Annotated in this window: 20 protein-coding genes and 2 pseudogenes; 9 read left to right on the top strand and 13 right to left on the bottom strand. The window is 65.1% G+C overall.

The features are described from left to right. The coding region (locus tag ACLQI9_RS32750; protein WP_442392877.1) for a helix-turn-helix transcriptional regulator at nucleotides 1–1,553 on the top strand (1,553 nt) is incomplete at its 5' end. Between the two features lie 818 nt (nucleotides 1,554–2,371). Continuing rightward, nucleotides 2,372–2,539, top strand: a pseudogene (locus tag ACLQI9_RS32745) (serine/threonine protein kinase); the annotation flags it as partial. Here the strand turns inward: ACLQI9_RS32745 and ACLQI9_RS32740 are convergent. Beyond that, nucleotides 2,536–4,017, bottom strand: a complete 1,482-nt coding sequence (locus ACLQI9_RS32740; RefSeq protein ID WP_442377412.1) for a glutamate--cysteine ligase — start codon at nucleotides 4,015–4,017, stop codon at nucleotides 2,536–2,538. The pseudogene ACLQI9_RS32745 and the gene ACLQI9_RS32740 overlap by 4 nt on opposite strands. Before the next feature lie 80 nt (nucleotides 4,018–4,097). Here ACLQI9_RS32740 and glpK point away from each other — a divergent pair, with 80 nt between their 5' ends. After that, complete coding sequence (glpK, locus tag ACLQI9_RS32735) at nucleotides 4,098–5,657, top strand: glycerol kinase GlpK (protein WP_442377415.1); 1,560 nt, start codon at nucleotides 4,098–4,100, stop codon at nucleotides 5,655–5,657. Between the two features lie 76 nt (nucleotides 5,658–5,733). Here the strand turns inward: glpK and ACLQI9_RS32730 are convergent, their stop codons facing one another. Beyond that, entirely contained in the window at nucleotides 5,734–6,456 is a 723-nt protein-coding gene (locus ACLQI9_RS32730; protein ID WP_442392875.1) for a PadR family transcriptional regulator, read from the bottom strand. A 149-nt stretch (nucleotides 6,457–6,605) separates the two neighbouring features. Between ACLQI9_RS32730 and ACLQI9_RS32725 the strand changes: the two genes are divergently transcribed. Continuing rightward, nucleotides 6,606–7,001, top strand: coding sequence for a hypothetical protein (locus ACLQI9_RS32725; RefSeq protein ID WP_442381051.1), 396 nt, complete (start codon nucleotides 6,606–6,608; stop codon nucleotides 6,999–7,001). 19 nt (nucleotides 7,002–7,020) lie between these two features. Here the strand turns inward: ACLQI9_RS32725 and ACLQI9_RS32720 are convergent, their stop codons facing one another. Then, nucleotides 7,021–7,839 (bottom strand): RDD family protein, encoded by an 819-nt coding sequence (locus ACLQI9_RS32720; RefSeq protein ID WP_442392873.1) that lies wholly within the window; start codon nucleotides 7,837–7,839, stop codon nucleotides 7,021–7,023. Between the two features lie 86 nt (nucleotides 7,840–7,925). Here ACLQI9_RS32720 and ACLQI9_RS32715 point away from each other — a divergent pair, with 86 nt between their 5' ends. Further along, nucleotides 7,926–8,918 carry a stage II sporulation protein M gene (locus tag ACLQI9_RS32715; protein WP_442381047.1) on the top strand — a complete coding sequence of 331 codons (993 nt, stop codon included), beginning with the start codon at nucleotides 7,926–7,928 and terminating at the stop codon, nucleotides 8,916–8,918. 1 nt (nucleotide 8,919) lies between these two features. Here the strand turns inward: ACLQI9_RS32715 and ACLQI9_RS32710 are convergent, their stop codons facing one another. From ACLQI9_RS32710 to ACLQI9_RS32690, 5 genes are read right to left on the bottom strand one after another with little or no spacing between them, the layout of a single operon-like run. Then, complete coding sequence (locus ACLQI9_RS32710; RefSeq protein WP_442381045.1) at nucleotides 8,920–10,242, bottom strand: DUF58 domain-containing protein; 1,323 nt, start codon at nucleotides 10,240–10,242, stop codon at nucleotides 8,920–8,922. Continuing rightward, the gene (locus tag ACLQI9_RS32705; RefSeq protein ID WP_442381043.1) at nucleotides 10,242–11,225 is read right to left on the bottom strand and encodes an AAA family ATPase; all 984 of its coding nucleotides are present in this window, start codon (nucleotides 11,223–11,225) and stop codon (nucleotides 10,242–10,244) included. Before ACLQI9_RS32705 ends, ACLQI9_RS32710 begins: the two co-directional genes overlap by 1 nt. Further along, nucleotides 11,222–12,355, bottom strand: a complete 1,134-nt coding sequence (locus ACLQI9_RS32700) for a DUF4350 domain-containing protein (RefSeq protein ID WP_442381058.1) — start codon at nucleotides 12,353–12,355, stop codon at nucleotides 11,222–11,224. The genes ACLQI9_RS32705 and ACLQI9_RS32700 overlap by 4 nt, the downstream gene beginning before the upstream one ends. Next, complete coding sequence (locus tag ACLQI9_RS32695; RefSeq protein ID WP_442392871.1) at nucleotides 12,352–13,005, bottom strand: DUF4129 domain-containing protein; 654 nt, start codon at nucleotides 13,003–13,005, stop codon at nucleotides 12,352–12,354. The genes ACLQI9_RS32700 and ACLQI9_RS32695 overlap by 4 nt, the downstream gene beginning before the upstream one ends. 13 nt (nucleotides 13,006–13,018) lie before the next feature. Continuing rightward, nucleotides 13,019–14,275 (bottom strand): hypothetical protein, encoded by a 1,257-nt coding sequence (locus tag ACLQI9_RS32690; protein WP_442381056.1) that lies wholly within the window; start codon nucleotides 14,273–14,275, stop codon nucleotides 13,019–13,021. Nucleotides 14,276–14,470: 195 nt separating this feature from the next. Here ACLQI9_RS32690 and ACLQI9_RS32685 point away from each other — a divergent pair, with 195 nt between their 5' ends. From ACLQI9_RS32685 to ACLQI9_RS32675, 3 genes are all read left to right on the top strand, one after another. Continuing rightward, the gene (locus ACLQI9_RS32685) at nucleotides 14,471–14,935 is read left to right on the top strand and encodes a GatB/YqeY domain-containing protein (protein ID WP_442381039.1); all 465 of its coding nucleotides are present in this window, start codon (nucleotides 14,471–14,473) and stop codon (nucleotides 14,933–14,935) included. A 123-nt stretch (nucleotides 14,936–15,058) separates the two neighbouring features. Next, nucleotides 15,059–15,757, top strand: a complete 699-nt coding sequence (locus ACLQI9_RS32680) for a HemK2/MTQ2 family protein methyltransferase (RefSeq protein ID WP_442381037.1) — start codon at nucleotides 15,059–15,061, stop codon at nucleotides 15,755–15,757. Next, nucleotides 15,754–15,966, top strand: a complete 213-nt coding sequence (locus tag ACLQI9_RS32675) for a CDGSH iron-sulfur domain-containing protein (protein WP_442381035.1) — start codon at nucleotides 15,754–15,756, stop codon at nucleotides 15,964–15,966. Before ACLQI9_RS32680 ends, ACLQI9_RS32675 begins: the two co-directional genes overlap by 4 nt. On the opposite strand, the gene ACLQI9_RS32670 is transcribed toward ACLQI9_RS32675, so the two are convergent. The 5 genes and pseudogenes from ACLQI9_RS32670 to ACLQI9_RS32650 form a co-directional block, all read right to left on the bottom strand. Beyond that, on the bottom strand, nucleotides 15,946–16,905 hold the full coding sequence (locus tag ACLQI9_RS32670; RefSeq protein WP_442392881.1) for an iron-containing redox enzyme family protein: 960 nt from the start codon (nucleotides 16,903–16,905) through the stop codon (nucleotides 15,946–15,948). The genes ACLQI9_RS32675 and ACLQI9_RS32670 overlap by 21 nt on opposite strands. Before the next feature lie 108 nt (nucleotides 16,906–17,013). Then, a complete protein-coding gene (locus ACLQI9_RS32665; protein WP_442381033.1) occupies nucleotides 17,014–17,835 on the bottom strand; it encodes an SDR family NAD(P)-dependent oxidoreductase in 822 nt (273 codons plus the stop codon). An 89-nt stretch (nucleotides 17,836–17,924) separates the two neighbouring features. Then, nucleotides 17,925–18,086, bottom strand: a complete 162-nt coding sequence (locus ACLQI9_RS32660; RefSeq protein WP_442381031.1) for a hypothetical protein — start codon at nucleotides 18,084–18,086, stop codon at nucleotides 17,925–17,927. Nucleotides 18,087–18,239: 153 nt separating this feature from the next. Continuing rightward, nucleotides 18,240–20,516: pseudogene (locus ACLQI9_RS32655) on the bottom strand (MMPL family transporter). Nucleotides 20,517–20,864: 348 nt separating this feature from the next. Then, nucleotides 20,865–21,575, bottom strand: coding sequence for a class I SAM-dependent methyltransferase (locus tag ACLQI9_RS32650; RefSeq protein WP_442381029.1), 711 nt, complete (start codon nucleotides 21,573–21,575; stop codon nucleotides 20,865–20,867). Between the two features lie 1,264 nt (nucleotides 21,576–22,839). On the opposite strand from ACLQI9_RS32650, the gene ACLQI9_RS32645 reads away from it, so the two are divergent. After that, the coding region (locus tag ACLQI9_RS32645; RefSeq protein WP_442392879.1) for an ATP-binding protein at nucleotides 22,840–24,482 on the top strand (1,643 nt) is incomplete at its 3' end.

The raw sequence follows: 24,482 nt of genomic DNA, 5'->3' as shown, positions 1-24,482 counted from the left end.
TGCTGGTCGCCGCCGCCAAGGATGCGATGTTTTTGTCGAACCTGCCGCTCGGTGAACGGATCGCGCGGGCGGCGTACGAGCTCGGAGGTGGAGTTCAAGAAGCTGAGCTGCTATCGCGGGCGCTGTTGTGGCAAGGCCATCCGGTGCAGGCCAACGAGATTCTCACCAAGTTTGAGCCCGAGAGCCTCGATGAGCTGCAGCTCGTCCAGTGGGGCATTCCCCACCTTTCGATTCTGTTCTGGTCGATGGATGACGTCGCACGAGCGGGCGAGGTGTTGGCACTGCTGCGAAAGCGGGTGACGCATCCAAGCCTGAAGCTGGTGGTGGCGGCGACCGAGTCGGCAATAGCAGTGCACCAGAACAGAGTTGCCGACGGAATCGCGGAAGCCGAACGGGTCCTGGCAGACCCGCACGCCCCCAAACAGGCTATTGACTTTGCCGCTTTCGGTGCGGGAATGGCTATGCCGGTCGCCGGCCGCGGCGGCGACTTCGAACCGATCGCGGCCAGGTGCCGTGCGGATCAGAAGGCCACCGACGGCATGATCCGGGTGATGGTACGTTATTGCGACGTGCACGCCCTGGCCGCCATCGGCGAATTCGATCTGGCCGATCGACGTGTAGCCGAATACGCCGAATTCTCCTCCGTCGGGCAGTTTTTGGGTTGGGGCATCGCAAAGGTCATGGCGGGTCTTGTCGCGACCTATCGCGGCAAGTTCCCGGACGCTGTGTCGTCGCTCGAGCAGGCGCTCGCGGCGCTCAACGCCGAGGACCCCCTGCCGTGGTTGTTGCCTGCACGGCTGCTCTTAGCCAGGGCCTACGCCGCGTTGGGCAGCCCGGAGCAGGCCGAGCGGGTGCTGGAGGACTGCCAGGAACACACCGGCCGGTCGATGGCCCTGCACGAACCGCAGCGGATGGTCGCCCAGTCCTGGCTCGCGGCAGCAACCGGCGGCGAGCGTCTGGCGATTGAACTTGCTTGCACGGCTGCTGATCTCGCACACCGGTCGGGTCAACACGCCGTAGAAGCAGAAGCGCTGCATCACGCGGCACGTTTTGGCGACCGCACCGTGGCAACGCGACTGGCGGCACTCACCGAACATGTCGGTGGACGGCTGGTGGGTTTATACGCGCGCCACGCCGCGGCGGTGGCCGACCTCGACGGTGCGGCCCTGGACGCGGCTAGCGCGGATTTCGAAGAGGCGGGCTTGATGCTGTCAGCCGCGGATGCGGCTGCTCAGGCCGCGGTGCGGCACGATCACGACGGGCGGCGACGCGATAGTTCTGAATCGGCAGCGCGGGCTTTGCGGCTGGCCGCGCAATGCGGCGGAGCGGTAACGCCGGCGATCAGGTCCGCAGCGCAACCTCTGCCTGTGACGTCCCGCGAGCGAGAGATCGCCTCGCTCATCGCCGCAGGGCTCTCGAACCGGGAGATCGCCGAACGGCTGACGGTCTCGGTTCGTACCGTTGAAGGCCACATCTACCGGGCCTGCGTCAAGCTTGACGTCACCGACCGAGACGAGCTCGGGAAGATCGTGTCGAAGGATCTGAAGAACTAACAGAGAACGAGATATCAGCACTGAGCTCGCTTACTCGCAGAAAATAAGTAGTGCACTACCCGTGCCGCTCTTCGGCGATCGCCTTAGCGTCGACACACCAGTCTTCGACTTCAGGAGGGTCAAATGAAGGTAGCCGATGACATCTGGACAATCGAACCGGTTTCGTCGTAATTCATGCGTGAGGTTGCTCACCGCGGGCAGACTTGGTTGGTGCCTGCACATCGACGGCGGCAAGACTGGTTAGCGTGACCACCGTTCAACCGCCACTCGGTCCTCGACGTACGTCAGTCGTCAGCCCATTTGTTATGGGCGACACCCAAACTGCTCCACCCGGCGCGGAACGCATGCTCCTCGTCGACGCCCAAGACCGGCGCGTGGTGCTGATCGAGCTTCGCTTAGACCGCGGCGCGAGTCCGCCAACCGTCCGCCGGCGCTTCAACAGATTGTTCAAAGATGTTTTCGGCACCACAGGACCACCGCAGCCGGTGCCGGTGGCTCGCCATTACGTGCGGTGCGTGCTCACACCAGACGAGATCACCGAGTTGGTGCGCGGGGGAGACGCCGACGGGCAGCGCGGCCTCGGGCTCATCTACCGAGTTTGGCCGGATCTGGTGTTGAGTGCGCATCTGGACCGCTCGGTGAGCACCATCAAAGGCGACGCAGCCATCCGCACTTTCGGCTCCGCCGGCGCGGGAATCGTATGGGCGGTACTCGATTCCGGCATCGACGCAACACACCCGCATTTCGCCACTCACGACACCTTGACGGCCAGCGCAGTCGCTAAATTGCACCGCGACTTCACTATTCCCTCGTCCCCGCTGGCGCCGCAGGGAAAGCCCTACGGCTTCAAAACCGGTTGCTTCTACCGCCTGGACGCCAACGCTGTCATCTGCGCAATCCAGTCGCCCTTCAGCGGCGCGCACAGCGATATCCAGCACCCCGAAGTGATCTGGGCGGTGGTCGACGCGGCGGGTCTGGGCGCCTAACCGGCTGCCGTGTCCCAGGTGTGCACCGGCTCGTTGGTGTGCATGTGCTCGCAGTAACGCCGCAGCATCTCCGCCAGCGCTGCGGCTCGCGACAATCCGCGTTGTTGTAGCCCGCGCACGGTCGACACCTGCCAGACCGCGCCGTTGCGTCCGGTGCGGGCACGGCCCTCGATGACGCCGAGAAACCGGTCCCGCGCCTCGCTCGCGACGCCCCACCGCTGCAGTCCGTCGTGCGCCATCGGCAGCAGTGCGGTGAGCACCAGTTCCTCGGTGCTTACCGCACCCAATCCCGGCCAGTACAGGCTTGCCTGCATGCCGTGGCGGGCGGCGTCGACGAAATTCTGTTGCGCCGCAGCGAAGCTCATCTTGGTCCACAGCGGACGATCCTCTTCGGACAGCGTGCGCAACATGCCGTAGTAGAAGGCGGAGTTGGCCAGCATATCGATGACGGTCGGACCGGCCGGCAGCACGCGATTCTCTACCCGCAGATGCGGCCGGCCTTCCACGACGTCGTACACCGGCCGGTTCCACCGGTACACGGTGCCGTTGTGCAGACGTAACTCCGACAGTTGAGGGGTGCGTCCGGCGGCGAGTTCGGCGACCGGATCCTCGTCGGACACCTCCGGCAGCAAGGACGGGAAGTAGCGAACGTTCTCTTCGAACAGGTCGAAGATCGACGTGATCCAGCGTTCACCGAACCACACCCGCGGCCGCACGCCCTGGGTTTTGAGCTCATCGGGCCGGGTATCGGTGGACTGCGCGAACAGTTCGATCCGAGTTTCGGACCATAGCTGATGACCGAAGAAGTACGGCGAGTTCGCCCCGAGCGCCAACTGCGGCCCGGCCAGCACCTGCGCGGCGTTCCAGTTCGCGGCGAAATCGTCGGGCGACACTTGCAGATGCAATTGCGTGCTGGTGCAAGCCGATTCGGGAGCGATGGACGCCGAGTTCACACTGAGTGGCTCCGGTCCGCTGATGTCGATCTGGATGTCCTCGCCGCGCGCGTTGAAGATGGATTCGTTGAGGGCCGCGTAGCGGCTCGACTGACTCATCCATCCGCCGGTGAGGTGCTCGGGCATCAGCGTCGGCAGAATCCCGATCATGACGATGTGGGCGCCGCCGGCGTCGGCCTTGGCCTCCGCGGCATTCAAACTAGCCCGCACCTCGGCTTCCAATTCGACCCCGGTGTGCCCTCCCAGCTCTCGCGGCGGCACGTTGAATTCGATGTTGTAGGCGCCTAATTCGGTCTGGTAGGCAGGGTCGGCGATGGCGGCCAGGACGTCCTGATTCGACATTGCCGGCTGATAGTCGTCATCGACCAGGTTGCACTCGATTTCCATCCCGGTCAGGGGCCGATCGAATTCGAAGCTGGCCTGCGAAAGCATCGTTTCGAAGACGTCCAGGCACAACTGCACCTTGCGGCGGTACTCCTGCCGGTGTACCCGGTCGTAGGTGGTCCGCTTGACCTCTTCGCCCACACCGCCGATGCAACCGGTTTAGGAAGAGCTGCGCAAGCGTCGGGGCACCGGCGTCGTGAAAGTCGAGCGTATTGTCAGCGCTGCGACAGCTCGATCGCCGCCGTCCCGCGGAGGAAAAGCAATTGGCCGAATTCATCGCTTCGATCGACCAGGGCACCACCAGCACCCGCTGCATGATCTTCGACCACGACGCCACTGAAGTGGGCCGCCATCAGCTCGAGCATGAGCAGATTCTGCCGCGCGCCGGCTGGGTCGAGCACAATCCGATCGAAATCTGGGAGCGCACCACCTCGGCCCTCATGTCAGTGCTTAATGCGACCAACCTGTCGGCGAAAGATATTGTTGCGCTGGGGATCACGAATCAGCGGGAGACGACGCTGGTGTGGAACCGCCGCACCGGCCGACCGTACTGCAACGCGATCGTCTGGCAGGACACCCGCACCGACCGCATCGCGTCGGCATTGGACCGCGACGGCCGCGGCGACGTGATCCGGCGGAAGGCCGGTCTGCAGCCTGCAACGTACTTCTCCGGCGGCAAGCTGCAATGGATCCTGGAGAACGTCGAGGGGGTGCGGTCAGCAGCCGAGGACGGTGACGCCTTGTTCGGCACCTCGGACACGTGGCTGCTGTGGAATCTGACCGGAGGTCCCCGCGGCGGGGTGCATCTCACCGATGTCACCAACGCCAGCAGAACCATGCTGATGGATTTGGAGACGCTGGACTGGGACGACGAGTTGCTGTCCTTTTTCGACATCCCGCGCGCGATGCTGCCGTCGATTGCGGCGTCTTCGCCGCGCCAGCCGTTCGGCGTCACGGTGGAGACGGGACCGCTCGGCGGTGAGGTGCCGATCACCGGGATTCTCGGTGACCAGCACGCGGCGATGGTCGGCCAGGTATGCCTGGACCCCGGGGAGGCCAAGAACACCTACGGCACCGGAAATTTTCTGCTGCTCAACACCGGCGAGCAGATCGTTCGGTCCCGCAACGGTCTGCTGACGACGGTGTGCTACCAGTTCGGCGACGCCAAACCTGTTTACGCCCTTGAAGGTTCGATCGCGGTGACCGGCTCGGCGGTGCAATGGCTGCGCGACCAGTTGGGCATCATCAGCGGAGCTGCGCAGAGCGAGGCACTGGCCCGGCAGGTCGATGACAACGGTGGGGTGTACTTCGTTCCGGCGTTTTCCGGTTTGTTCGCACCGTACTGGCGCTCCGACGCTCGTGGCGCGATCGTGGGGCTGTCCCGTTATAACACCAATGCGCATTTGGCCCGGGCGACACTGGAGTCCATCTGTTACCAGAGCCGCGACGTGGTCGACGCGATGCAAGCCGATTCGGGTGTGCGCCTTGAGGTGTTGAAGGTCGACGGCGGGATCACCGCCAACGAGTTGTGCATGCAGATCCAGGCCGACGTACTGGGTGTCGACGTGGTGCGGCCGGTGGTCGCAGAGACTACCGCGTTGGGGGCGGCGTATTCGGCAGGTCTGGCGGTCGGCTTCTGGGCAGACCCGGACGACCTGCGGACTAATTGGCAGGAGGGCAAGCGGTGGACGCCGAGGTGGAGCGATGACGAGCGCTCCGCAGGATATGCGGGCTGGCGCAAAGCCGTGCAGCGCACCCTGGATTGGGTCGAGGTGTCCTGAGTTCTGGCGAGCAGACGCAAAGGCCCCCGACACGCCGGGCGAGCGGGGGCTTTTGCGTCTGCTCGCGTGACGACGATCAGTCGTCTTGGCCGAGGATCGTGTAGATCTCGCGGCGAGCGTTGTTGACGATCTCGATGATGCGTTGCTGCTGCTCAGTACTGGCAGCGTGAGCGGATTGCGCCACGGCGCCGAACAGCTGCCCGACGGCAGCCCGCAGGTTCAGATGCGCGGGATCGACACCGTCGGCGATCTCGTCCCACGGCGGCGTCTCGACTTTCTCGGCGGCAGCTTTGCCGGCGTCGGTCAACTCGAAGAGCTTTTTGCTGCCTTCGGTTTCCGTGCCGATGATCAGCCCCTCGTCGACCAGCAGTTGCAGGGTCGGGTAGACCGAGCCGGGGCTGGGTCGCCACAGGTCCTGGCTGCGTTCGGCGATTTCCTGGATCATCTCGTAGCCGTGCATCGGCCGCTCGGCCAGCAGCACCAGGATGGCGGCGCGGACGTCGCCACGGCGGCCGCGGTGACTAGATCCGCCACGGCGCCTACCGCGCGGGCCGGGGCCGAAGCCGAATCCGCCGGGACCGAAAGCCCGGCCGAAACCGGGCCCGAAACCGGGCCCGAAGCCCGGGCCGAACGGCCCGTCGTGGCCGGCGTCGTGACCGCGGACGGAGTCGCGGAACTCGCGCCGGGCCTGCCTACGCTGTTCGTGAAGGGCACGCCGTGCATGCGGGTGGAAGCCGAAGCCCTGGGCGCCGGGGCCCCCGGGGAACGGCCCGCCTTCATGGGGGAATGGGTTGTGCATATATCTTCTCGTTTCTGGAAAGGTGGCACCGAATGCGCCACCGATACGATGACGATATATCGAAAACTATCGTGATGCAACGTTGAGTTTTCGGCACGGCGTTTGACCAGGGGTTTGTGGCTAGACGCAGCGGGTAAGCACACCCAGTGATGAACGAAGAAAACCGCGATCTGAAGATCGATGTCGGTGTTGACCCTGACAATCAACCCGCCCCGAGCGGCGGTCCCCATCGCAGGACGCGCCTGCGGTTATGGGTGAACTGGGCGCTGGCGCTGTTGACAGTGCTGGGCGCAGCGTTTGTCGTGATCTATTGGGTCGGCGCCGTGATGAGCACTGCCGCCTGCAGCGAAAAGCCATGCCAGCACCTCGGGCCCAACGGGATCAGCCCTGACGTGCTGCTCTACGGCGCCCCGGTGGTGGCCGCGCTGACGGTCATCGTTTCCTTCTTCACCGCGCGGCGTCGATGGGGCATCGTGGCGCCGGTCTTCGCGTTGGCACTGTTGGCTACCGACATCACCATCCTGGCCGTCACGGTCGCGCAGTAGCTCGCGTCAACATTTGTACCTAGCGGGGCGGCGAAAAGCCTCCGGTCGATGGTGGTCCCGAAGGCTCGGCGGGTGGCCATGGTGCCTGCCCATTCGGAGAGGGCCGTAACCGTGCAAGTTCCCGGCGGTGTCGTTCGGCCAACACCGCGGCCAAAACGAGTTGCGGCGGGGTTCCGGGCGGCGGCGGAGGGGCGACCCGACTCAGCACGTCCCCGGCGATCCGGTAGGCGATCTGATCGCGTAGCTGCGGATCGAGCTGCGATGCACGGGAGAGGAATTGGCGCGCAACTTCGGCTTGCTCGGCGCCTAGCCCGGACAGCTGCAGCGACGCAGCCCACCAAGCCAACGGCGGTGGCATCACCGGCGGTGGCCCCAACTTGGGCCCGCGTTCGCTGATCACCACCGTGCCCGCGAAGATATCTCCGATCCGTTTGGCTTTCGGCGAGAGCATGCTGCAGATCACCGCGGGGCTGCCCAACAACATCCAGATCTCGACGACGGACGCCAGTGCGCGAAACAGCGCCTGGCGGAAGCGCTCCGGGCCGCCGTCGTCCGACACCACCCGCAGTCCCATCACCATCTTGCCCACCGAGCGACCACGCGTTGCGGTTTCGAAGACGAGGGGATATCCGACGAACACCAGCACGGTGAAGATGATCATGATCGCCGCGGTCACGGCCTCGTCGAATTCGCTCAGCGTGGCCGCCCACAACATCAGCGCCACCAGATAGCCGATGACGATGACCGCGATGTCGATCAGGGCGCCGACTGCGCGCATCGGCAGTTGAGCGATCGGCACGTCGAGCACCACCGCGTCCCCGGTCACCACTTCTGGCATACTGCGAACGCTACCCGGCTTGTCAGACGCCGGCCTGCGCTGCGTCAGCATGCCCAGAGTTTGCCCGCAACGCTAGGCTCCGAGTAATGGATGTCGACGCGTTCGTGCTTGCTCACCGCGACACCTGGGATCGCCTCGAACGATTGGTGAAACATCGCCGGCAGTTGACGGGCGCTGAGATCGACGAACTCGTCGAGCTCTACCAGCGGGTGTCGACGCACTTGTCGATGCTGCGCTCGGCGTCGTCAGATTCAGCCCTGGTCGGCAGCCTTTCGAGTCTGGTGGCCCGCGCCCGGGCCGCGGTAACCGGTGCTCACGCCCCGCTGTCTCGCGAATTCGTCCGGTTTTGGACGGTGTCATTTCCGGTGGTCGCCTACCGCGCCTGGCGGTGGTGGCTGGCGACGGCGGTGGTGTTCTTCGCCGTCGCGACGGTTATCGCGGTGTGGGTAATCGGCAGCCCGGAGGTGCAGTCCACCATCGGAACACCAAGCGAGATAGACGAATTGGTCAACCATGAGTTCGCCTCGTATTACAGTGAGCACTCCGCAGCTGCGTTCGGGCTGCACGTCTGGGTCAACAATTCCTGGGTGGCCGCCAAGTGCATTGCGTTCTCGGTCGTGCTGGGTGTGCCGATCCCCTTTGTGCTGTTCGCCAACGCCGCCAACCTCGGCGTCGTGGCCGGGCTGATGCTGCAGGCCGGTAAGGGTGGCGTGATGTTGGGGTTGCTTATCCCGCATGGTCTTTTGGAGCTGACGGCGGTGTTTCTGGCGGCTGCCGCGGGCATGCGACTGGGGTGGGCGGTGATCTCGCCGGGTGATCGCCCGCGGGGACAGGTGCTTGCCGAGCAGGGCCGTGCTGTCGTTGCGGTCGTCGTCGGGTTGGTTGTTGTGCTGCTCATCTCCGGTGCCATCGAGGCGTTAGTCACCCCGTCGCCGTTGCCGACATTCCTGCGGATCGGCATCGGAATCCTGGCCGAGGCGGGCTTTTTGACGTACATCGTGTACTTCGGTCGGCGCGCGGTTCGCGCCGGCGACACCGGCGATATCGCCGATGCGCCGGACGTGGTGCCAACCCGCTGAGTTAGAGCCGGCCGGTAGCTTTCATCGCCAGGTAACGGTCGGCCAGTGCCGGCGCGAGTTCGGTGGGCGGTGCGTCGATCACCTCCACTCCGCCGTGCCGAAGCCGCGAAGCGATTACCTGTCGGTCGTTCCGCGAGTGTTCGGCGGCCGCCGCGTCGTACACCGCGGCCACATCGGCGCGCCCGGCAGCCAGCTGGTCGACGCGCGGGTCGGCGACCGCGGCGATGAGCACCCGATGCTTGGCCGACAGCTGGGGCAGTACCGGCAGCAGCCCCTCGTCGAGAGCGCTCGCGTTGAGATCGGTCAGCAGCACCACCAGCGCCCGCCGCCGCGTCCGGCGGATGACAGCGGAAACCATTGCGGTGAAATCAGATTCGATCAGCGTCGGTTGCAACGGAGCCATTGCGTCGACCAGGCGGGCCAGCAGGTCAGTTCGTGAAGCGCCGAACACGCCGGCCCGGGTCACCCGGTCGTGCGCCATGAAGTCGACATGGTCACCGGCTCGCGAGGCGAGCGCCGCCAGCAGCAGAGCGGCGTCCATCGACCAATCGAGCCGTGGCCAACCGCTTGGATCGCTGGCTGTCGGATCGACACCGACACGGCCGGCAGCCGTGCGTCCGGTGTCGAGCACGATGACGACGCGCCGGTCACGTTCGGGCCGCCACGTCCGCACGACGACGTCGGCCCGACGGGCGGTTGCCCGCCAGTCGATTGAGCGGACATCGTCACCGACGACATACTCTCGCAGCGAGTCGAATTCGGTGCCCTGCCCGCGGGTCAAGGTCGGCAGCAGGCCGTCGATCTCCCGGAGTTTGGCCAGACGCGACGGCAGATGCTTTCGCGACAAGAACAGCGGCAGCACCCGGACCTGGCCGGGCACCGGACGCGATCGCTGCCGCCCCGCCAAGCCCAGTGGGCCGATAGACCGCGCAGTGACCGCCGCCGAGCGCTGATCACCGCGGCGGACCGGCCGCAGGCAGGTGTCCACGCGCTGCACCTGCCCGGCGGCGATGTCGACGGCGTGGCTGGCCGGCTCGGCGCGTGCACTGGGAGCCCAGGCGTCGCGAACCTGTCCGCGGAACCGCCGCCGGCCGGCATTGTGAATCAGCAGACCGGTATTCACCGCTTCGCCCAGCCGCACCGAGCCGTTGTGCATGCGGGTGTACTGCAATTGGGATGGGCTCGCAGCCCAACCGATGTCGGCGATCACCCCTACGGCCAGCACCATCAGCAGCACCAGAAAAGATGTTGCCGGCCAGGCTGATAGCGCGATTGGCAGAGCGCAGATGAGTGCAATCAGCCCGGTGCGCCCGGTCAGGATCACTAGCGTGGCACCGGGACCGAGGCCAAAATGCCGTCGAGTACGCCATCGGGTGTGGCGCCCTCCAACTCTGCCTCCGGCCGAAGCATCACCCGGTGGCGTAGCGTCGGCCGGGCCATCGCCTTCACGTCGTCGGGCGTGACGTAATGGCGTCCGGAGAGCCACGACCACGACCGCGCGGTGGCGAGCAATGCGGTTGCGCCGCGCGGTGAGACACCGAGTTGCAGCGCCGGCGAGTGACGGGTCGCGCTGACGATGTCGACGATGTAACCCAGCACCTCGTCGGCGACAAGTACCCGACGCACCGCGTCACGGCCCGCCGCCAGCTCGGTCGGCCCGGCCACGGGACGGATCGCGGACAAGTCGCGCGGATCGAAGCCGTGCGCGTGGCGGCGAAGGATGGCGATTTCGGCATCGCGCGGCGGCAGTGGCACAGTCAGTTTCAGCAGGAACCGGTCCAGCTGTGCCTCTGGCAACTGATAGGTGCCCTCGTATTCGATCGGGTTCTGCGTCGCGGCGACGATAAACGGGTCAGGCAGCGCCCTCGGTTCGCCGTCCACACTGACCTGACGTTCTTCCATCGCCTCCAGCAGGGCCGCCTGAGTCTTGGGTGGCGTGCGGTTGATCTCATCGGCCAGCATGAGATTAGTGAAAACCGGGCCGCTGCGGAAGACGAACGCGGCGGTGCGAGTGTCGTAGACCAGTGATCCGGTGACATCGCCGGGCATCAGGTCCGGCGTGAACTGGACGCGCTTGAACTCCAGTTGCAGTGCCGCGGCCAGGGAACGAACCAGCAGCGTCTTCGCCACGCCCGGAACACCTTCGAGCAACACGTGGCCGCGGCATAGCAACGCGATCACCAACCCGGTGATCACCGCGTCCTGCCCGACGACGGCCTTGCCGATCTCGCCGCGCAACGCCAGCAACGCATGCCGCGCCGATTCCGCGACCGGCGGCTGAGCCGAGGTGAGGCGCGAGTCAGTCATGTTTGTGCGACCTGCCTTTCGATGTCGTCGAGTGCACGGGCAAGCTGTACTAAGTCCGCATCGGTAGCCGGTGATGGGCCAAACAATATATGCCGCACTGACTCTGGCTGAGATCCGCTGCGCTGCGCAACGGCGATCACCACTGCAGGCGACGATGTGTCGACGCCCAGGCCGAGCCGGGGCAGCAGTCGCTGCAGGGTCGCAGCGCGCAGTGCTTGCGCCGCGCGATCGCGGGCTCGCCGCGACCGGTACAACCGGCCGCGGCCCTCGACCGTCTCCGACGCGCGCACTACCACGGGCAGTTCCTCGGCGACCAGCGGACCGAGTCGACGACCCTTCCATAAAGCGACCAGTAACACTGCCAGCCACAGCTGCAGAACCATCCAGATGACGTTGTCCGGGATCAGGCCGAAGATTGTTGTCGAACCCGATGATTCGCCTTCGACCCGCTGCGGTGCGTACCACACCAGGCGGGAGTCCTGGCCGGCAAGGTTCATTGCCAGCGCGGCGTTGCCAGCCTGCAACAGGCCTCCGTTGGTCATGAAGTCGGTGCCGCCGACCACTGTCACGGTGCGTTCGCCGTCGCGGTAGCGCACCAGCGCTCCGCCGTAGCAGCTGGTGACCGCCCGGTCACCGACAGCGCTGTAGGTGTTGGAGGGCCCGAAATCCACCGATCCAGCCCGGTCCGCTTCCCGCAGCGCACAATTCGGCTTGGTGTCGCGCACGCTGGCGCCGCTGCTGCGGATACCTGGGGCGAGGGCGGCGCGGGCGTGCGAGGTCGGCTCAACCAGCAGCAGATCGCCTGACGTGGCGGCCAGCCGGTGAAGCAGTGAATCGTTGGTGACGCGCTGGGTCTGGGCGAACAGCAGCAGCGTTCCTGAGCCAGTTGCGCTTTCCGCTTCGGCGACGCGGGTAGCAAGAACAACGGTGACGCCACGGTCCCGCAGCAGGGTGACCAGCGCGTGCGCGCCGTCAGGTCCAGTCGATGCCGGGTCCATCCGCCCGCCCGGACGTGGTGCGGTCAGGTACGTGCCGATCGCGGCGACGGCGCAGACGGCGGCCAGCACGAGTAGCATCCAACGCCATGACCTCCGTTGGCGCACCGGGATGACCCTGCTGGCGACGGTCATCGAACCGGTGCCCACGAGTCGACTGTGGCGGGCTGATCCACCCCGGGCCGGCCGGTGGCGGACCGGAATCGCAGGTGGTCATCGAGGTCGACAAACGTCTGATAGGCAGCCGGTGTTCCCGGTGTTTCGCCGTAGGTGACGTCGTTGAATGCCATTGCGACTTGCAATAATTCGGACTCCAAGTGAGGTATGCAGGCGCCGGCATCGCGGGCGAGTTCGTTCGCGGTGCGGGCGGGAACCGGGTCCAGGATCCGGGTCTCCTCGAGACCGCGGGCCACTGCACGCAGCCGATGTCGAATTGCCGCAGTCCAATTGCCCTCGGCGGCAAAGCGCTCCGCAATGGCGCGATGCTGGTCAGCGCTGAGCTGCGCGGTATCGAATAGTTGATAGTCGCCACCGTGATGAGTGCGGATGGTGCGCCGGGCGACGCGGATGCCGATCACTATCGCGACAATCAGCAAGGTGAACAGCACGCTGAGGGTCAACCATCCACCCGGCACGGAAGAGCCTTTTTCAAGAAGGCGAAACAGCAAGTCGTGGATCCATTCATGCACCCGCTGGCTCAGCGACGCTTTGGGATAGATCGGTTTGTCGAGTTCGCGTTGGGCGGCCTGGTGTGCGGCATCGTGGTCGATGTCGATGGCGGGCATCCTCAGCTGGTCCTTACACCGGCCGCGTCAGCCAGAGGTAGTCGGTGGAAGCAGTCGCCGCGGCTCCGCCGGCGGCGCCGGTCTGCAAGACCAGATCGAATGCCTCGGCGCGGATCCGGCGGTCCGTGTACAGCAAGACCACGACGCCGGCGCTGAATGGATCAGTAATGATTCGGCCGATCGCCGATCCGACTGCCCCCACTATCGCGCCGATCAGCGATGGGCCGCTGGGTCCGATCAGCAGGTGACCGATGAAGTTGAACGGCGCCGCCACCGCACCGGCGATCAAAACCACCACCACCCAAGTCAGCACCCGGATGGCGAGCACTCGCCAAAAACTGTTGCGGACCAACGTAAATGACCGCGTGATCGCGTCTATCACCGGCAGCCGCTCCAGCACTATCAGCACCGGCGCGAACGACAGCATTGTGTAGGAGTAGACCACCGCCGCTATCGACACCAGCACCAAGGGCACACCGATGAGTACGGCCGCCGCTGAGCTGCCGGCGGCGCCGATCGCTGCGATGATCAACCCCACCAGGCCGCTCAGCAATATCAGCCCAACGAACTCCAGCGCCACCAGCCCGATCAATACGGGCAGCCGACCACGAACCTTGGCCCATGTCTCGCCGGGTCCGATTGTTGAACCGAACACCGCCCGGCCCACAACGACCGTGAGCATGCCGCTGAGCAGGACGCCGGCCAGCCAGCCGACGATGCCGGTAAGCCCCGCTGACAGCAGCCAGGCGACCACGTCACCGCCGGTGAGTTCCTCGGGCGGGGCTGTCCTTAGCCGGCTGGCAGCAGCCAAGGGTCCGACGGCGGCGATCAACGAGACGATCTCGGTACTCACCACGACGATCGCGGTCAGCCCCAAGGTGGCCCTGATGTTGGCCCGAATGTAGGCGGCCGCGCCATTGAAGATGTCGCTGAGGCTCAACGGTCGCAACGGGATTATCCCGGGCTTGAGTGTCCCAAAGGCCTGCGGTGGCGGCCTGCCATAGCCGGACGGGAAGGCATAACCGGGGGCAGGCGGGTAACCCGGTGGCGGACCGGGGTGGCTGGGCGGCGGGTAGCCCGGCGGCGGGTAGGAACGGTAAACCGGCGGCGGGTAGGGACCGTAACCCGGCGGCGGATAGGGACTGTAATCCGGCGGCGGATAACCCCATGACGGATACCCAGGCGGTGGGTACGCGGGGGGACGGTAACCGAGCGGCGGATAATCCTGATCTGGGTAATCCGCGTAATCGGGCGGCGGCGCGCTCACCAGGTGGAGCTGTCGTCGTCGGTCATGAGCGCCGCTCGCCCTCGCGAGCGGGTGGTGGCCCCACCTCATCGCTGCTCGCTAGATTGTCGCCGGCGCGGATCATGGCTCCCATACTGTCGACCGCCGGATCATTTCTCAACGTCCCGCGACGCGCGCGGGTCGCTGTCTGAAGGTGGTGCGGCGCGTAGCGTCTCAGCTATGGCGGAACTCAAGTCCCGGTTGCGGGCAGATCTAACCGATGCGATGAAGACGCAGGACAAGTTGCGTACCGCGACGTTGCGCATGCTGTTGGCCGCAATCCAGACTGAGGAGGTCTCCGGCAAGGAGGCGCGGGAACTCTCCGACGACGAGGTCCTCAAGGTGCTGGCCCGGGAGTCTAGGAAGCGCAACGAGGCAGCGGAGATCTACACCCAGAACGGTCGCGGCGAGCTCGCGGCCAACGAGCACGCCGAAGCACGGGTCATTGACGAGTATCTGCCAACCCCGCTCAGTGAAGCCGAGCTGGCTGAGGTCGTCGACACCGCCATGGCGCAGGTGGCCGAGCAGTTGGGCGAGCGGCCGGGCATGAAGCAGATGGGCATGGTGATGAAGGCCGCCACCGCGCTGGCGGCGGGCAAGGCCGACGGGGCCCGGTTGTCCGCGGCGGTCAAGGACCGCCTCTAACCCGACCATGCGCCGGCGCGCCTAACTACTTCGCTGGCCAATCCGGTTTCGAGGGCCTGGTTTGTGGGCATGAATCAGCCAGAGCCGTGATCGCCACGGCGATCACGACCTCGGAAGGCCGACGTGACCATCGCCTACACTGCACCGCGCGATTCACTGGATGTCGACGGTGTTTACCCGCCACAACACGACTCTTTGTTGCTCATCGACACTTTGGAACGGGCCGAGCTGGCCCAAGGACGACGGGTGTTGGATCTGTGCACAGGCAGCGGCGTCGTCGCGATCGCGGCGGCCGCGCTCGGAGCGGCGAGCGTGACCGCATTCGACATTTGCCCGCGCGCTGTGCGGTGCTCACGCGGTAATGCCATTCGCGCCGGTGTCGGTGTCGATGTCGATGTCCGCGAGGGATCATGGCTGGGTGCAATGGATTTAGCGCCATTCGAGGTGGTCGTGGCCAATCCGCCGTACGTGCCCACACCACCGGTCCCCGATCACAGGGTGATCCCACTTGCGGCGGGCCCGGCGTGGGCCTGGGATGCGGGCATCGACGGGCGTATTGTGCTGGATCCGCTGTGCAGGTCGGCGTCGAGCTTGCTGGCCGACGGTGGCTCCATGTTGCTGGTGCAGTCAGCCTTATCTGGTATCGAAAAGTCAATAAATACATTGCGATCAACGGGTCTGGATGCTGAAGTCATTGCTTCCCAATGGGTTCCGTTCGGGCCGGTGTTGTCGGCGCGGGCGGGCTGGCTAGAAGCTACTGGACGGATCCAAAAATGCTGCCGGACCGAAGAACTAGTGGTGATCCGGGCGAACAAGCCATGACCGATCGCACTCGGGTACAACTGATACCCAACGGGCCGGTGTTGGTATCCGGGCCGGTGCGGATCGAGACGCCCGACGGCAACGTCGTGGAATCCGACCGGTTCATGGTGGCTATCTGCACGTGTCGGCGCAGTAAGAACTATCCGTTGTGCGACACCAGCCATCGGCGTTGCCGACCTCCCCGGCGCTCAGCCCGGCGATCGTCGTAACGACGTTTCCCCGGCCTTCCACGCCGCCATGATGACGTCGGCAAGCCGATCCTCTACGACAGCGTGGGCACGGATTCCGAACACCACATCGGGGTCCAGTAGCGGTTCACGGGCGACGAGATCGCCCACCACGTCGACGCGTACCACCTGCTCGTGTACCGCGTCGGCCTCGACGTGCTCGCGGTAGAACGTGACACACTCCTGCGGCGCGGCCAGCCGCTGCAGCGCCTCGACCAACCGGCGCGAGCCGGGCGGAGAGGTGATTTCGGTAGCTGCGAAATGTCCGATGGCCGCTCCGCGTAACTGCCGATGCAAGCCGAACAACGACATCAGGTTCACCACCGCCAACGACTCGGCGGGGACCCCGTCAAGGTAAGCAAGATAGGTCGGATCCAGGCCCGCGGCGGTCAACAAGTCGGCGAACAACTGCTGGTGGGCATGCGGGCCGCGCCCGGCTCCGTATTCGTCGAATTCAACCGCGACGAACGACGCCTTGGCCTGGCCGGTCAGACGTGGAATGGCCCAGGCGTGTGGATCACCCTCCTTGAGGTGGTACAGCGATCGGTGCACGAAATACTCGCGCATCTGTTCCCATGTTCCGCCGTCGCGCAGCCAATACGACGGGCCCGTCCCACCGACGGATTCGACTGAGAGGGCATCCATTTCAGTTTCGGCGGTATGGCCGGGTTCGATGCCGCCAACGTCGCGACGCACTCCGGCCAGAAAAGCCCGCTCCAATTGCGCACGCAGATGCAGTAAACCGGGATTCCATTCCCAGGTGGGGTCGACGCCGGCGAAACCCCGGTAGTGCAGCTCGTAGCACATGTAGAGCGCCAGCTGCAGATCAAGCCCGTAAGGATCAGAGTCGCGCACAGAGGCGCCGATGCGAGTCAGTTGATCGCGAGGCGCCGGTTCGGTGAGACTGCACCGGACGGCCATCGACAGCGGCCCGTATGCAGCAGGCAGCTGAGGTTCGATTGTCGTCGGTGCGTGGGTCACGCAGCGGTTTACCCGCGAAGCCACACCTGTCAAACGCCTGCCGGAAACCTACCCCGCGTCGCTGTTCTGCCAGTCGCAGCCGGTCAGCTCGACCGACAACTCCCACAAACGGCGTGCCATCGCCGGGTCGCGCGCCTTCTTACGCAGTCTGGTCACCCGTGGCTTGCCCCACTGGCTGAAGCGCGGCGCGAGATAGCTGCCGCTGGGCAGGTCCGCGGTAACCGCTTGAATGCTGGACCGCGCGCCGGTGGCCGCGCTGTGCGCAGGAAACCGGCGGAAGGTGTGTTCCCGCACCCAGGGCAGCAAACCGGTGGTGTCCCTGGTGATATCGGTATCCGTCGCACCCGGATCGGTCATGTACGTCAGGACGCCGCGAAGAGCCAGCTCGCGGCTGAACAGCATGATGGCCAGCTTGGATTCCCCGTAGGCCGCCCACTTCGAGTACTTGCGGGTGTGCCAGTTCAAGTCGTCGACGTGGAGGCGGCTAATTGCGTAGGCCGAGCTGACCACCGAGATCACCCGATCCTTGATCCTGTCGCCCAGCAGGCACGTCAAAGCGAAATGACCGAGGTAGTTGGTGCCCATGTGCGCCTCGAATCCGTCGGCCGTACGGGTCAGTGGCAGACCCAGCACGCCGGCGTTGTTGATCAGCACGTCGACGCCATCCACCGAATCAGCGAACTTTCGCACGCTGGCCAGGTCGGCGAGATCGAGGTGGGCTACCTGAACGTCGCCGGCCATCGCGGCGGCGGCTTGCTCAGCTTTCGGCATGGTGCGGCAGGCGATCATGACGCTGTGACCGGCGGCTGCCAGTGCCGCGGCGGTCGCCTTGCCAACGCCGCTGTTGCCGCCTGTGACAATGACCTTCACCCGGCGATCATCCGATGTTTCTCGCAGTCGCGCAGTGGATCTGGACGAAGCGACGGATGTCGCGCTGAATGGATTCCCGCCCTTGACCGCTAGGTTGCCGATTGGCTGTCTTGCGGGTTGCCGATCGGCAGCCCCGTCTCGCCCTGGGGCACAGGCACGGCGGCGAGCTCGGTGCGGCTGCTGGTGGCCTCGCGGCCGCTGCGCTCGTCCCCATGGCGGTTGCCTATGCCGATGACTGCGACCTCGGCCATTGCACTTTAGTGTCTGGCGGAAGCCCGACGGATGTCGCGTATTCCGGGTTCCGGCCGTTCGCCACGGATTGGACGTCGAACCAACCGGTCAATGTTGTTGGCGAGGGTGTCGTTGCGTTGGTGTCCGCGTTCGAGCCGCGACGGCGATCAGCGTCACCGAAGCGGGGGATGTCGCCCCCGCTCCACAGATTGGGTCCACGCCCATTTCCGCGCAGTATGACCGTCGCTGGTTTCCAGGCGTTCGTGCAACCAGAGCAGCGGCTTGGGCGCCCACCAATTCCACTTGCCCATCACATGCATGAACGCCGGGACCAAGACTGGCCGCACCAGCGTGGCGTCGGCGAGCACGGCCAGCGTCAGGCCGAGCCCAAACATCCGCATGAATGACACATGCGCAGCCATCAGCGCCGCGAAGGAGATCGACATGGTCAGCGCGGCCGCAGTGATGACCCGGCCGGTGCGTGCCACGCCCAGGGCGACGCTCTCGTCGTTGTCCGCGGCGGTCCGCGGCGACGCCAGCCAGAACTCTCGGATCCGGGAAACCAGGAAGACCTCGTAGTCCATCGACAAACCAAAGGCTATGCAGAACAGCAGCACCGGAATGTTGGCAACCAGCGTCCCGGTGGGCGTCGTACCGAGCGCGCCCAGATGCCCGTCCTGGAATATCCACACCATCGTGCCGAACGCGGCGGAGAGCGAGAGAACGTCGAGCACCAGGGCTTGCAGAGGAAGTACCACGCTGCCGGTCAGCAGGAAGAGCAGCCCGGGCATGATCATGGCGATGAGGCCGAGCACCAGCGGCAGCCGGGACGTGATGGCATCGACGCTGTCTCGGTTGATCTGGGCAGTACCGGCCATTTCGACCAGCCTGCCGCCAGGAGTGGGAACGGCGTGCAGGCGGTCGAGCTGGGTCTCCGAACGGTCCGAGAACAGCGGAGTCGTACTGTCGACGGTGAGCAAGCTGCTGCCCTGCGCCTGTCCGGTCGCCGCCGACGGTGGTCCTACACGACTCCCAGCAACGAACGTGCCCGTCGAAGCGGACACCGCCGGGACTTAGGGTACCCGAGAGAGATTGGCCGCGTATCGCTCGATCTCGTCATCCGCTAAGCCGCCGGCGTCGGTGATGACGATCGGCACGGCGGTCGCGGAGTTGTTGGCGAACTCGGTGCGCAACTGGTCGCCCACCTGGTGCGCCGACGCGGACGTCGGGAGCACGCGGTCGTCGGGCATGCCCCAGTGCACACCAAAGAACGGCGCACCAAAGAGCAGCAGCAACGCAACCCCGGCCAATCCGATTGAAATAGCGCGACGCATGACCAACCTGGTTGAGCGGTACCAGAACTCCAGCTCGACAGGACCGCGCACCGGTTCAGGTCGGCCCAGCGCACGGCGGACAAGCCGGCGCACATCCAGCGAATCCAATCGGTCCCCGAGCAGCACGATGGCTGCGGGCGTCACCACGACGGCGGCCACCGCGACGAACGCGACGGTGGCGACACCCGCGTACGCGAACGACCGCAAGAAGTGCATCGGGAAAAGGACCATCACCGCCACCGACAGCGCGACCGTGGTTGCGGAGAACAACACGGTCCGCCCGGCCGATGCCATGGTTTGAACGAGCGCGTCGTCTCGGCTCGCCCCGTCGGCCAACGCGTCTCGGAAGCGGCTGATCATGAGCAACGTGTAGTCGATCGCCAGCGCCATGCCCATCGCGGTGCTCAAGTTCAGCGCGAAGATTGATACGTCGGTCATGAAGCTAGTCACGCGCAGGACTGCCAGTGCGCCCAAAATCGCCATCACGCCAACTGCTATCGGCAACGCCGCAGCCAATATCCCGCCGAACACCCAGACCAACACCATGAAGCTGAGGGGGACAGCGATCGACTCCATCAGCAGCAGGTCATGCTGCGATTGCTCGGTGACCTGGGCGTTCAGCATAGCGACCCCGCCAGAACGGACGGTGATTCCATCGCGGTCGTGCGCCACCTGGTCAGACAATGTCTTCGCGTACGTCTGGTCGTTACTATCGCCGCCGGTTATGCCGGCGATGATCAGCCCGGACTTCCCGTCCCGGCTGACTAGCTCATTAGCGGCCAGTGGTGGCGCGGTCCATGCCGAGGTGACACTCGCGACATGCGTTGACCGGCGCAATTGATCCACGATCTGTGTGCCGGTCGCACGGGCCGATGAGCTGTCGAAGCCGTCCGGTGTGGAGACGGTGATCAGCAGCTGCAAGTCCCCCTGGCCGAACTTGTCGGTCAGCAGCTGCGTCGCCTTGGCTGATTCCGAGTTCGGGTCCTGCAATCCGCCCGCGGACAGGTGCTTGGCGACCGGCACGCCGAAGATGCCCACAGCGACCATTCCCATCGCTGCGACGGCGACGATACGTCGTGGTGCAGTGATCGCCAGCCGGGCGATCCATCGCAGCACGTCCCGTCCTTTCGCTCAGTGCTCGGGCAACATGAGGGGCCGTAACTACTCAGCGGCAAGTGAGGAGTGTACGGCTCTCCTCTACGCGACGCGTCGTCTCTGCATAAGGAACCAGGGCTGTGATCGTTCTTCAGGTCGCCAAGGTCCGCCCCCTGGGCGAGAGCCGGGTCGGCCAGGGTGGCGTCTGCGCCAGTCCCATCCCGAAAATTGGACAACGGCATCAAGAGGCCGTCGTGGAACCCAACGGGCATCTGGTCAATCCAATGCCGGAACGCACGCGTCGCCACACCCCGATAGATATTGAACTGCTCGACGTAGCCGAGTGTCTTTGGCAACCCCAGTGGAATGCTAAAGGCCGAAATGGACCGTTGCGAACCCGGTGCTCAGCGAGATGTAGCGGGCATCTACGAAACCCGCTTCCAGCATCGCTTTGCTCAGCTCGTCCCGCGACAACCAGGTGCGGATCGAGTCGGAGGTGTAATGATGGGCGTCGCGATGCCAGGCCACGGCCCAGCCCACCTTCGGCATCACGCCGAAGTAGAACAGGTCGTGAACGGCTTTCAGCATCTTCGAGGTCGGCGTGCTGAAATCGAGCACCATCAACCGGCCGCCCGGCCGCAGGACGCGCCGGAACTCGCGCAGCGCCTGGTCGCGGTCGGCAACGTTGCGCAGCCCGAAGCTGATCGTGACTACATCGAACGACGCATCCGGGAACCGCAGGTCCATGGCATCGCCTTCCTGGAAGTCGACGGCCCCGCGCTGCCGCCCCCGGGCGACCTCAAGCATCGGTGCGCAGGAGTCGACCCCCACGACCTGACCTTCCGGCCCGACCGCCGCCTCCTCCAGGAACGCCAGATCGCCCGTCCCGGTCGCAACGTCCAGCACTCGTTCGCCGGGCCGGAGGGCGCAAAGCTCCATGGCCTGCCGCTTCCATAGGCGATGAAGCCCGAGCGTCCATACATCGGTCATCACGTTGTAGCGCTTCGCCAGCGCCGAAAACAGCTCGTTGACGTAGCTGCTCTTGGCCTCGTCCGACTCGTTCCATTGCCGTCTGACCATCGTGAGCCTCCGCACAACCACCGGGTACGACAGTCCGGGAATGTACCACGGCGATTCATAGGTTGAAATTGATAGAAAAAGCGTAGCCGGTACGCTGCAGCAAACCGCATAGCCTTACTGAATAAGCGTCTGAACTGCCGTTTCTTGGTCGGGGTGGCGGGATTCGAACCCACGGCCTCTTCGTCCCGAACGAAGCTACCTCGGCGTTTATACGCGCTAGTTGCGTTGAGTGCCAAAGCAACCCACAGGTCAGAGCGTTGGCCCACGTTGGCTGATCGTGGCCGACGTTGATACTGCTGCGGACCGGCTGCGGACCGGCAATAGTTATTTCTTAAGCTCGCCGACGGTGCGTGATCTTTACGACTTGTTCCCTACTTAACTGCAGGGGCTCAACAGGGCGATCCAGTGGGGCATCAGAGGCCCGTTCCTGGGATCGCTGCTGTGCGCAGAGCCACGCAGAGGGTGATCTGGATAGAGGACACCCGGCGAGGGCCTCTGAGGACTTGACCCCCAGATTCAGGCGATGGGTCCGTCGGTGTTCGCCGGTGTCGAGTTTCTGCAGGTCCGAGCGTTTCGCGTAGGTCGGCGTACACCCACGAACACCCCGGAATCGGGCTGGTTGGCGTACCAGTTGGCGTACTGCGCTGAACCATGTGGTGGTCTCCCCCAGTCCGCTTTCAGCCCAGACGGCGGGTGCATTTGAACACTTGGCTCGACGTGACTACACCTGTGCCACAGGGCATTCGGGGATGACGTCGCAGGTCAGGAATTCCTGCGCACCCTGTCACGTCATATTGGCGGCCGTAATCGTCTCCACTTGCCTGCGGGCCTAGCGACACTTTTGACACTTGGGCTGCACCTCGGTGACAGACCGGCCTACGGTCTTGTCCGTGCGCGTGGTCGAGTGGGCCTTGCGGCAGCAGATCCTCGACTTCACCACCGCAGCATTGGCGCGCCAACCGTTCAAGCATTCGTGATGCCCTCGTCTCGAAAGAGACGACATTCGAGGGGCTCAAAACTTCATGTCGGAGATGCACGGCGATATGACGGACATCGTCGACCAGCATGAAACGATACTGACGTGAATCCCAGCGGGGATGGTGGCGGTGGACTGGCCGCGACGGGACTGTTCTGTGGTTCCTGCGGCGTGCAGTCAAGCCCGACGGCCAAGTTCTGTAGCGAGTGCGGTACACGACTCACGCAGGCCACCCCCTCGGCGGAGTACAAGCAGGTCACCGTGCTGTTCGCCGACGTGGTGCATTCGATGGACATCGCGGCGACGGTGGGTGCTGAGCGGTTGCGCGAGATCATGGCCGGGCTGGTTGACCGTGCGGCGGGCATCGTTCAGCGGTACGGCGGCACGGTGGACAAGTTCACTGGGGACGGCATCATGGCGGTGTTCGGTGCGCCGGTGGCCTTGGAGGATCACGCTGTTCGAGCCTGCATGACCGCGCTGGGCATCCAGGAGGAGACCGCCCGGTTGGCCGCTGAGGTCAAAGACTGCGACGGCATCGCCTTGGAGCTGCGCGTGGGCCTCAATTCCGGTGAGGTGATCGCCGGTGAGATCGGCTCGGGGTCTTTCGGATACACGGCCGTTGGTGAGCAGGTCGGTATGGCTCAGCGGATGGAGTCGGTCGCTCCGCCGGGTGGGGTGATGCTCAGCGCGTCCACGGCGCGGCTGGTTGACGGCGCAGCGGCTCTCGGTGAACCGCAGATGGTGCGCATCAAGGGTGCGGATGAACCCGTCGTCGCCCAACGGCTATTGGGCATGGGAGAACAGCATCGCTCTGCAACGCGTGCGGAGTCGAATCTGGTCGGTCGGCGGTGGGAGCTGTCCGCCGTTGAAGGCTTGCTGGGGCGTGCCATCGACGGCCACGGCGCTGTGGTCGGCGTGGTGGGATCACCGGGCATCGGTAAAAGCCGTCTAGTGCGCGAGGTTGCGGCGATGGCTAGTGACCGCAGTGTGGAAGTGTTCACCGCCTTCTGCGAGTCGCATACCAGCCAGCTCCCCTTCCATGCCGTCGCGCGGCTGTTACGCGCCGCCTTTGGTGTCGGCGATCTTGACGCACAGGCCGCCCGCGATCGAGTGCGCGACCGGCTTCCGGACGCAGACCCCGAGGATTTGGCGCTGTTTGATGACCTGTTGGGCATCGCCGACCCGAATGCTCTTTTACCGGCAATTGACCCCGATGCTCGTCGGCGGCGGTTGACAGCGTTGGTCAATGCCACCTCATTGGCCCGCGAAAGCCCGGCGGTCTACGTCGTTGAGGACGCGCACTGGATCGACGAGGTCAGCGAGTCGATGCTGGCCGAGTTCCTCGCGGTGATCCCGCAGACGCCGTCGCTGGTGCTGGTCACCTACCGCCCCGAGTATGAGGGGGCGCTCACTCGAATACACGGCGCTCAAACCATAGCCCTTGGGCCGCTCAGTGATCCGGAAACGGCAGCACTGGTTTCAGAGCTGCTCGGGTCGAACCCCTCGGTCGGCGGTGTGATCACCATGGTCACCGAGAAGGCCGCCGGAAACCCGTTTTTCGCCGAGGAGATTGTGCGCGACCTGGCCGAGCGTGGCGTTCTGCGGGGCAACCGCAGCGCCTACGAATCGACCGCCGATGTTGGCGAGGTCAGTGTGCCAGCGACCCTGCAGGCAACCATCGCCGCCCGGATCGACCGACTTGATCCAGTGGCCAAGCGCGCCTTGAGCGCAGCCGCTGTCATCGGCTCACGGTTCAGCCGGGAGCTACTGGAAACGCTGGGGATTGATCCTGTCCTTGAGAGCTTGGTGGGTGGCGAGTTCATCGATCAGATCCGATTCACCCGACAACCCGAGTATGTGTTCCATCATCCGCTGGTCCGCACCGTGGCCTACGAAGCCCAGCTCAAGTCGGATCGCGCCGAGCTGCACCG

The organism is Mycobacterium sp. (assembly GCF_052143115.1).
Classification (GTDB): Bacteria; Actinomycetota; Actinomycetes; order Mycobacteriales; family Mycobacteriaceae; genus Mycobacterium.
Note: the sequence above shows the minus strand (reverse complement) of the source record. Positions and strands in the feature narration are given on the sequence as shown.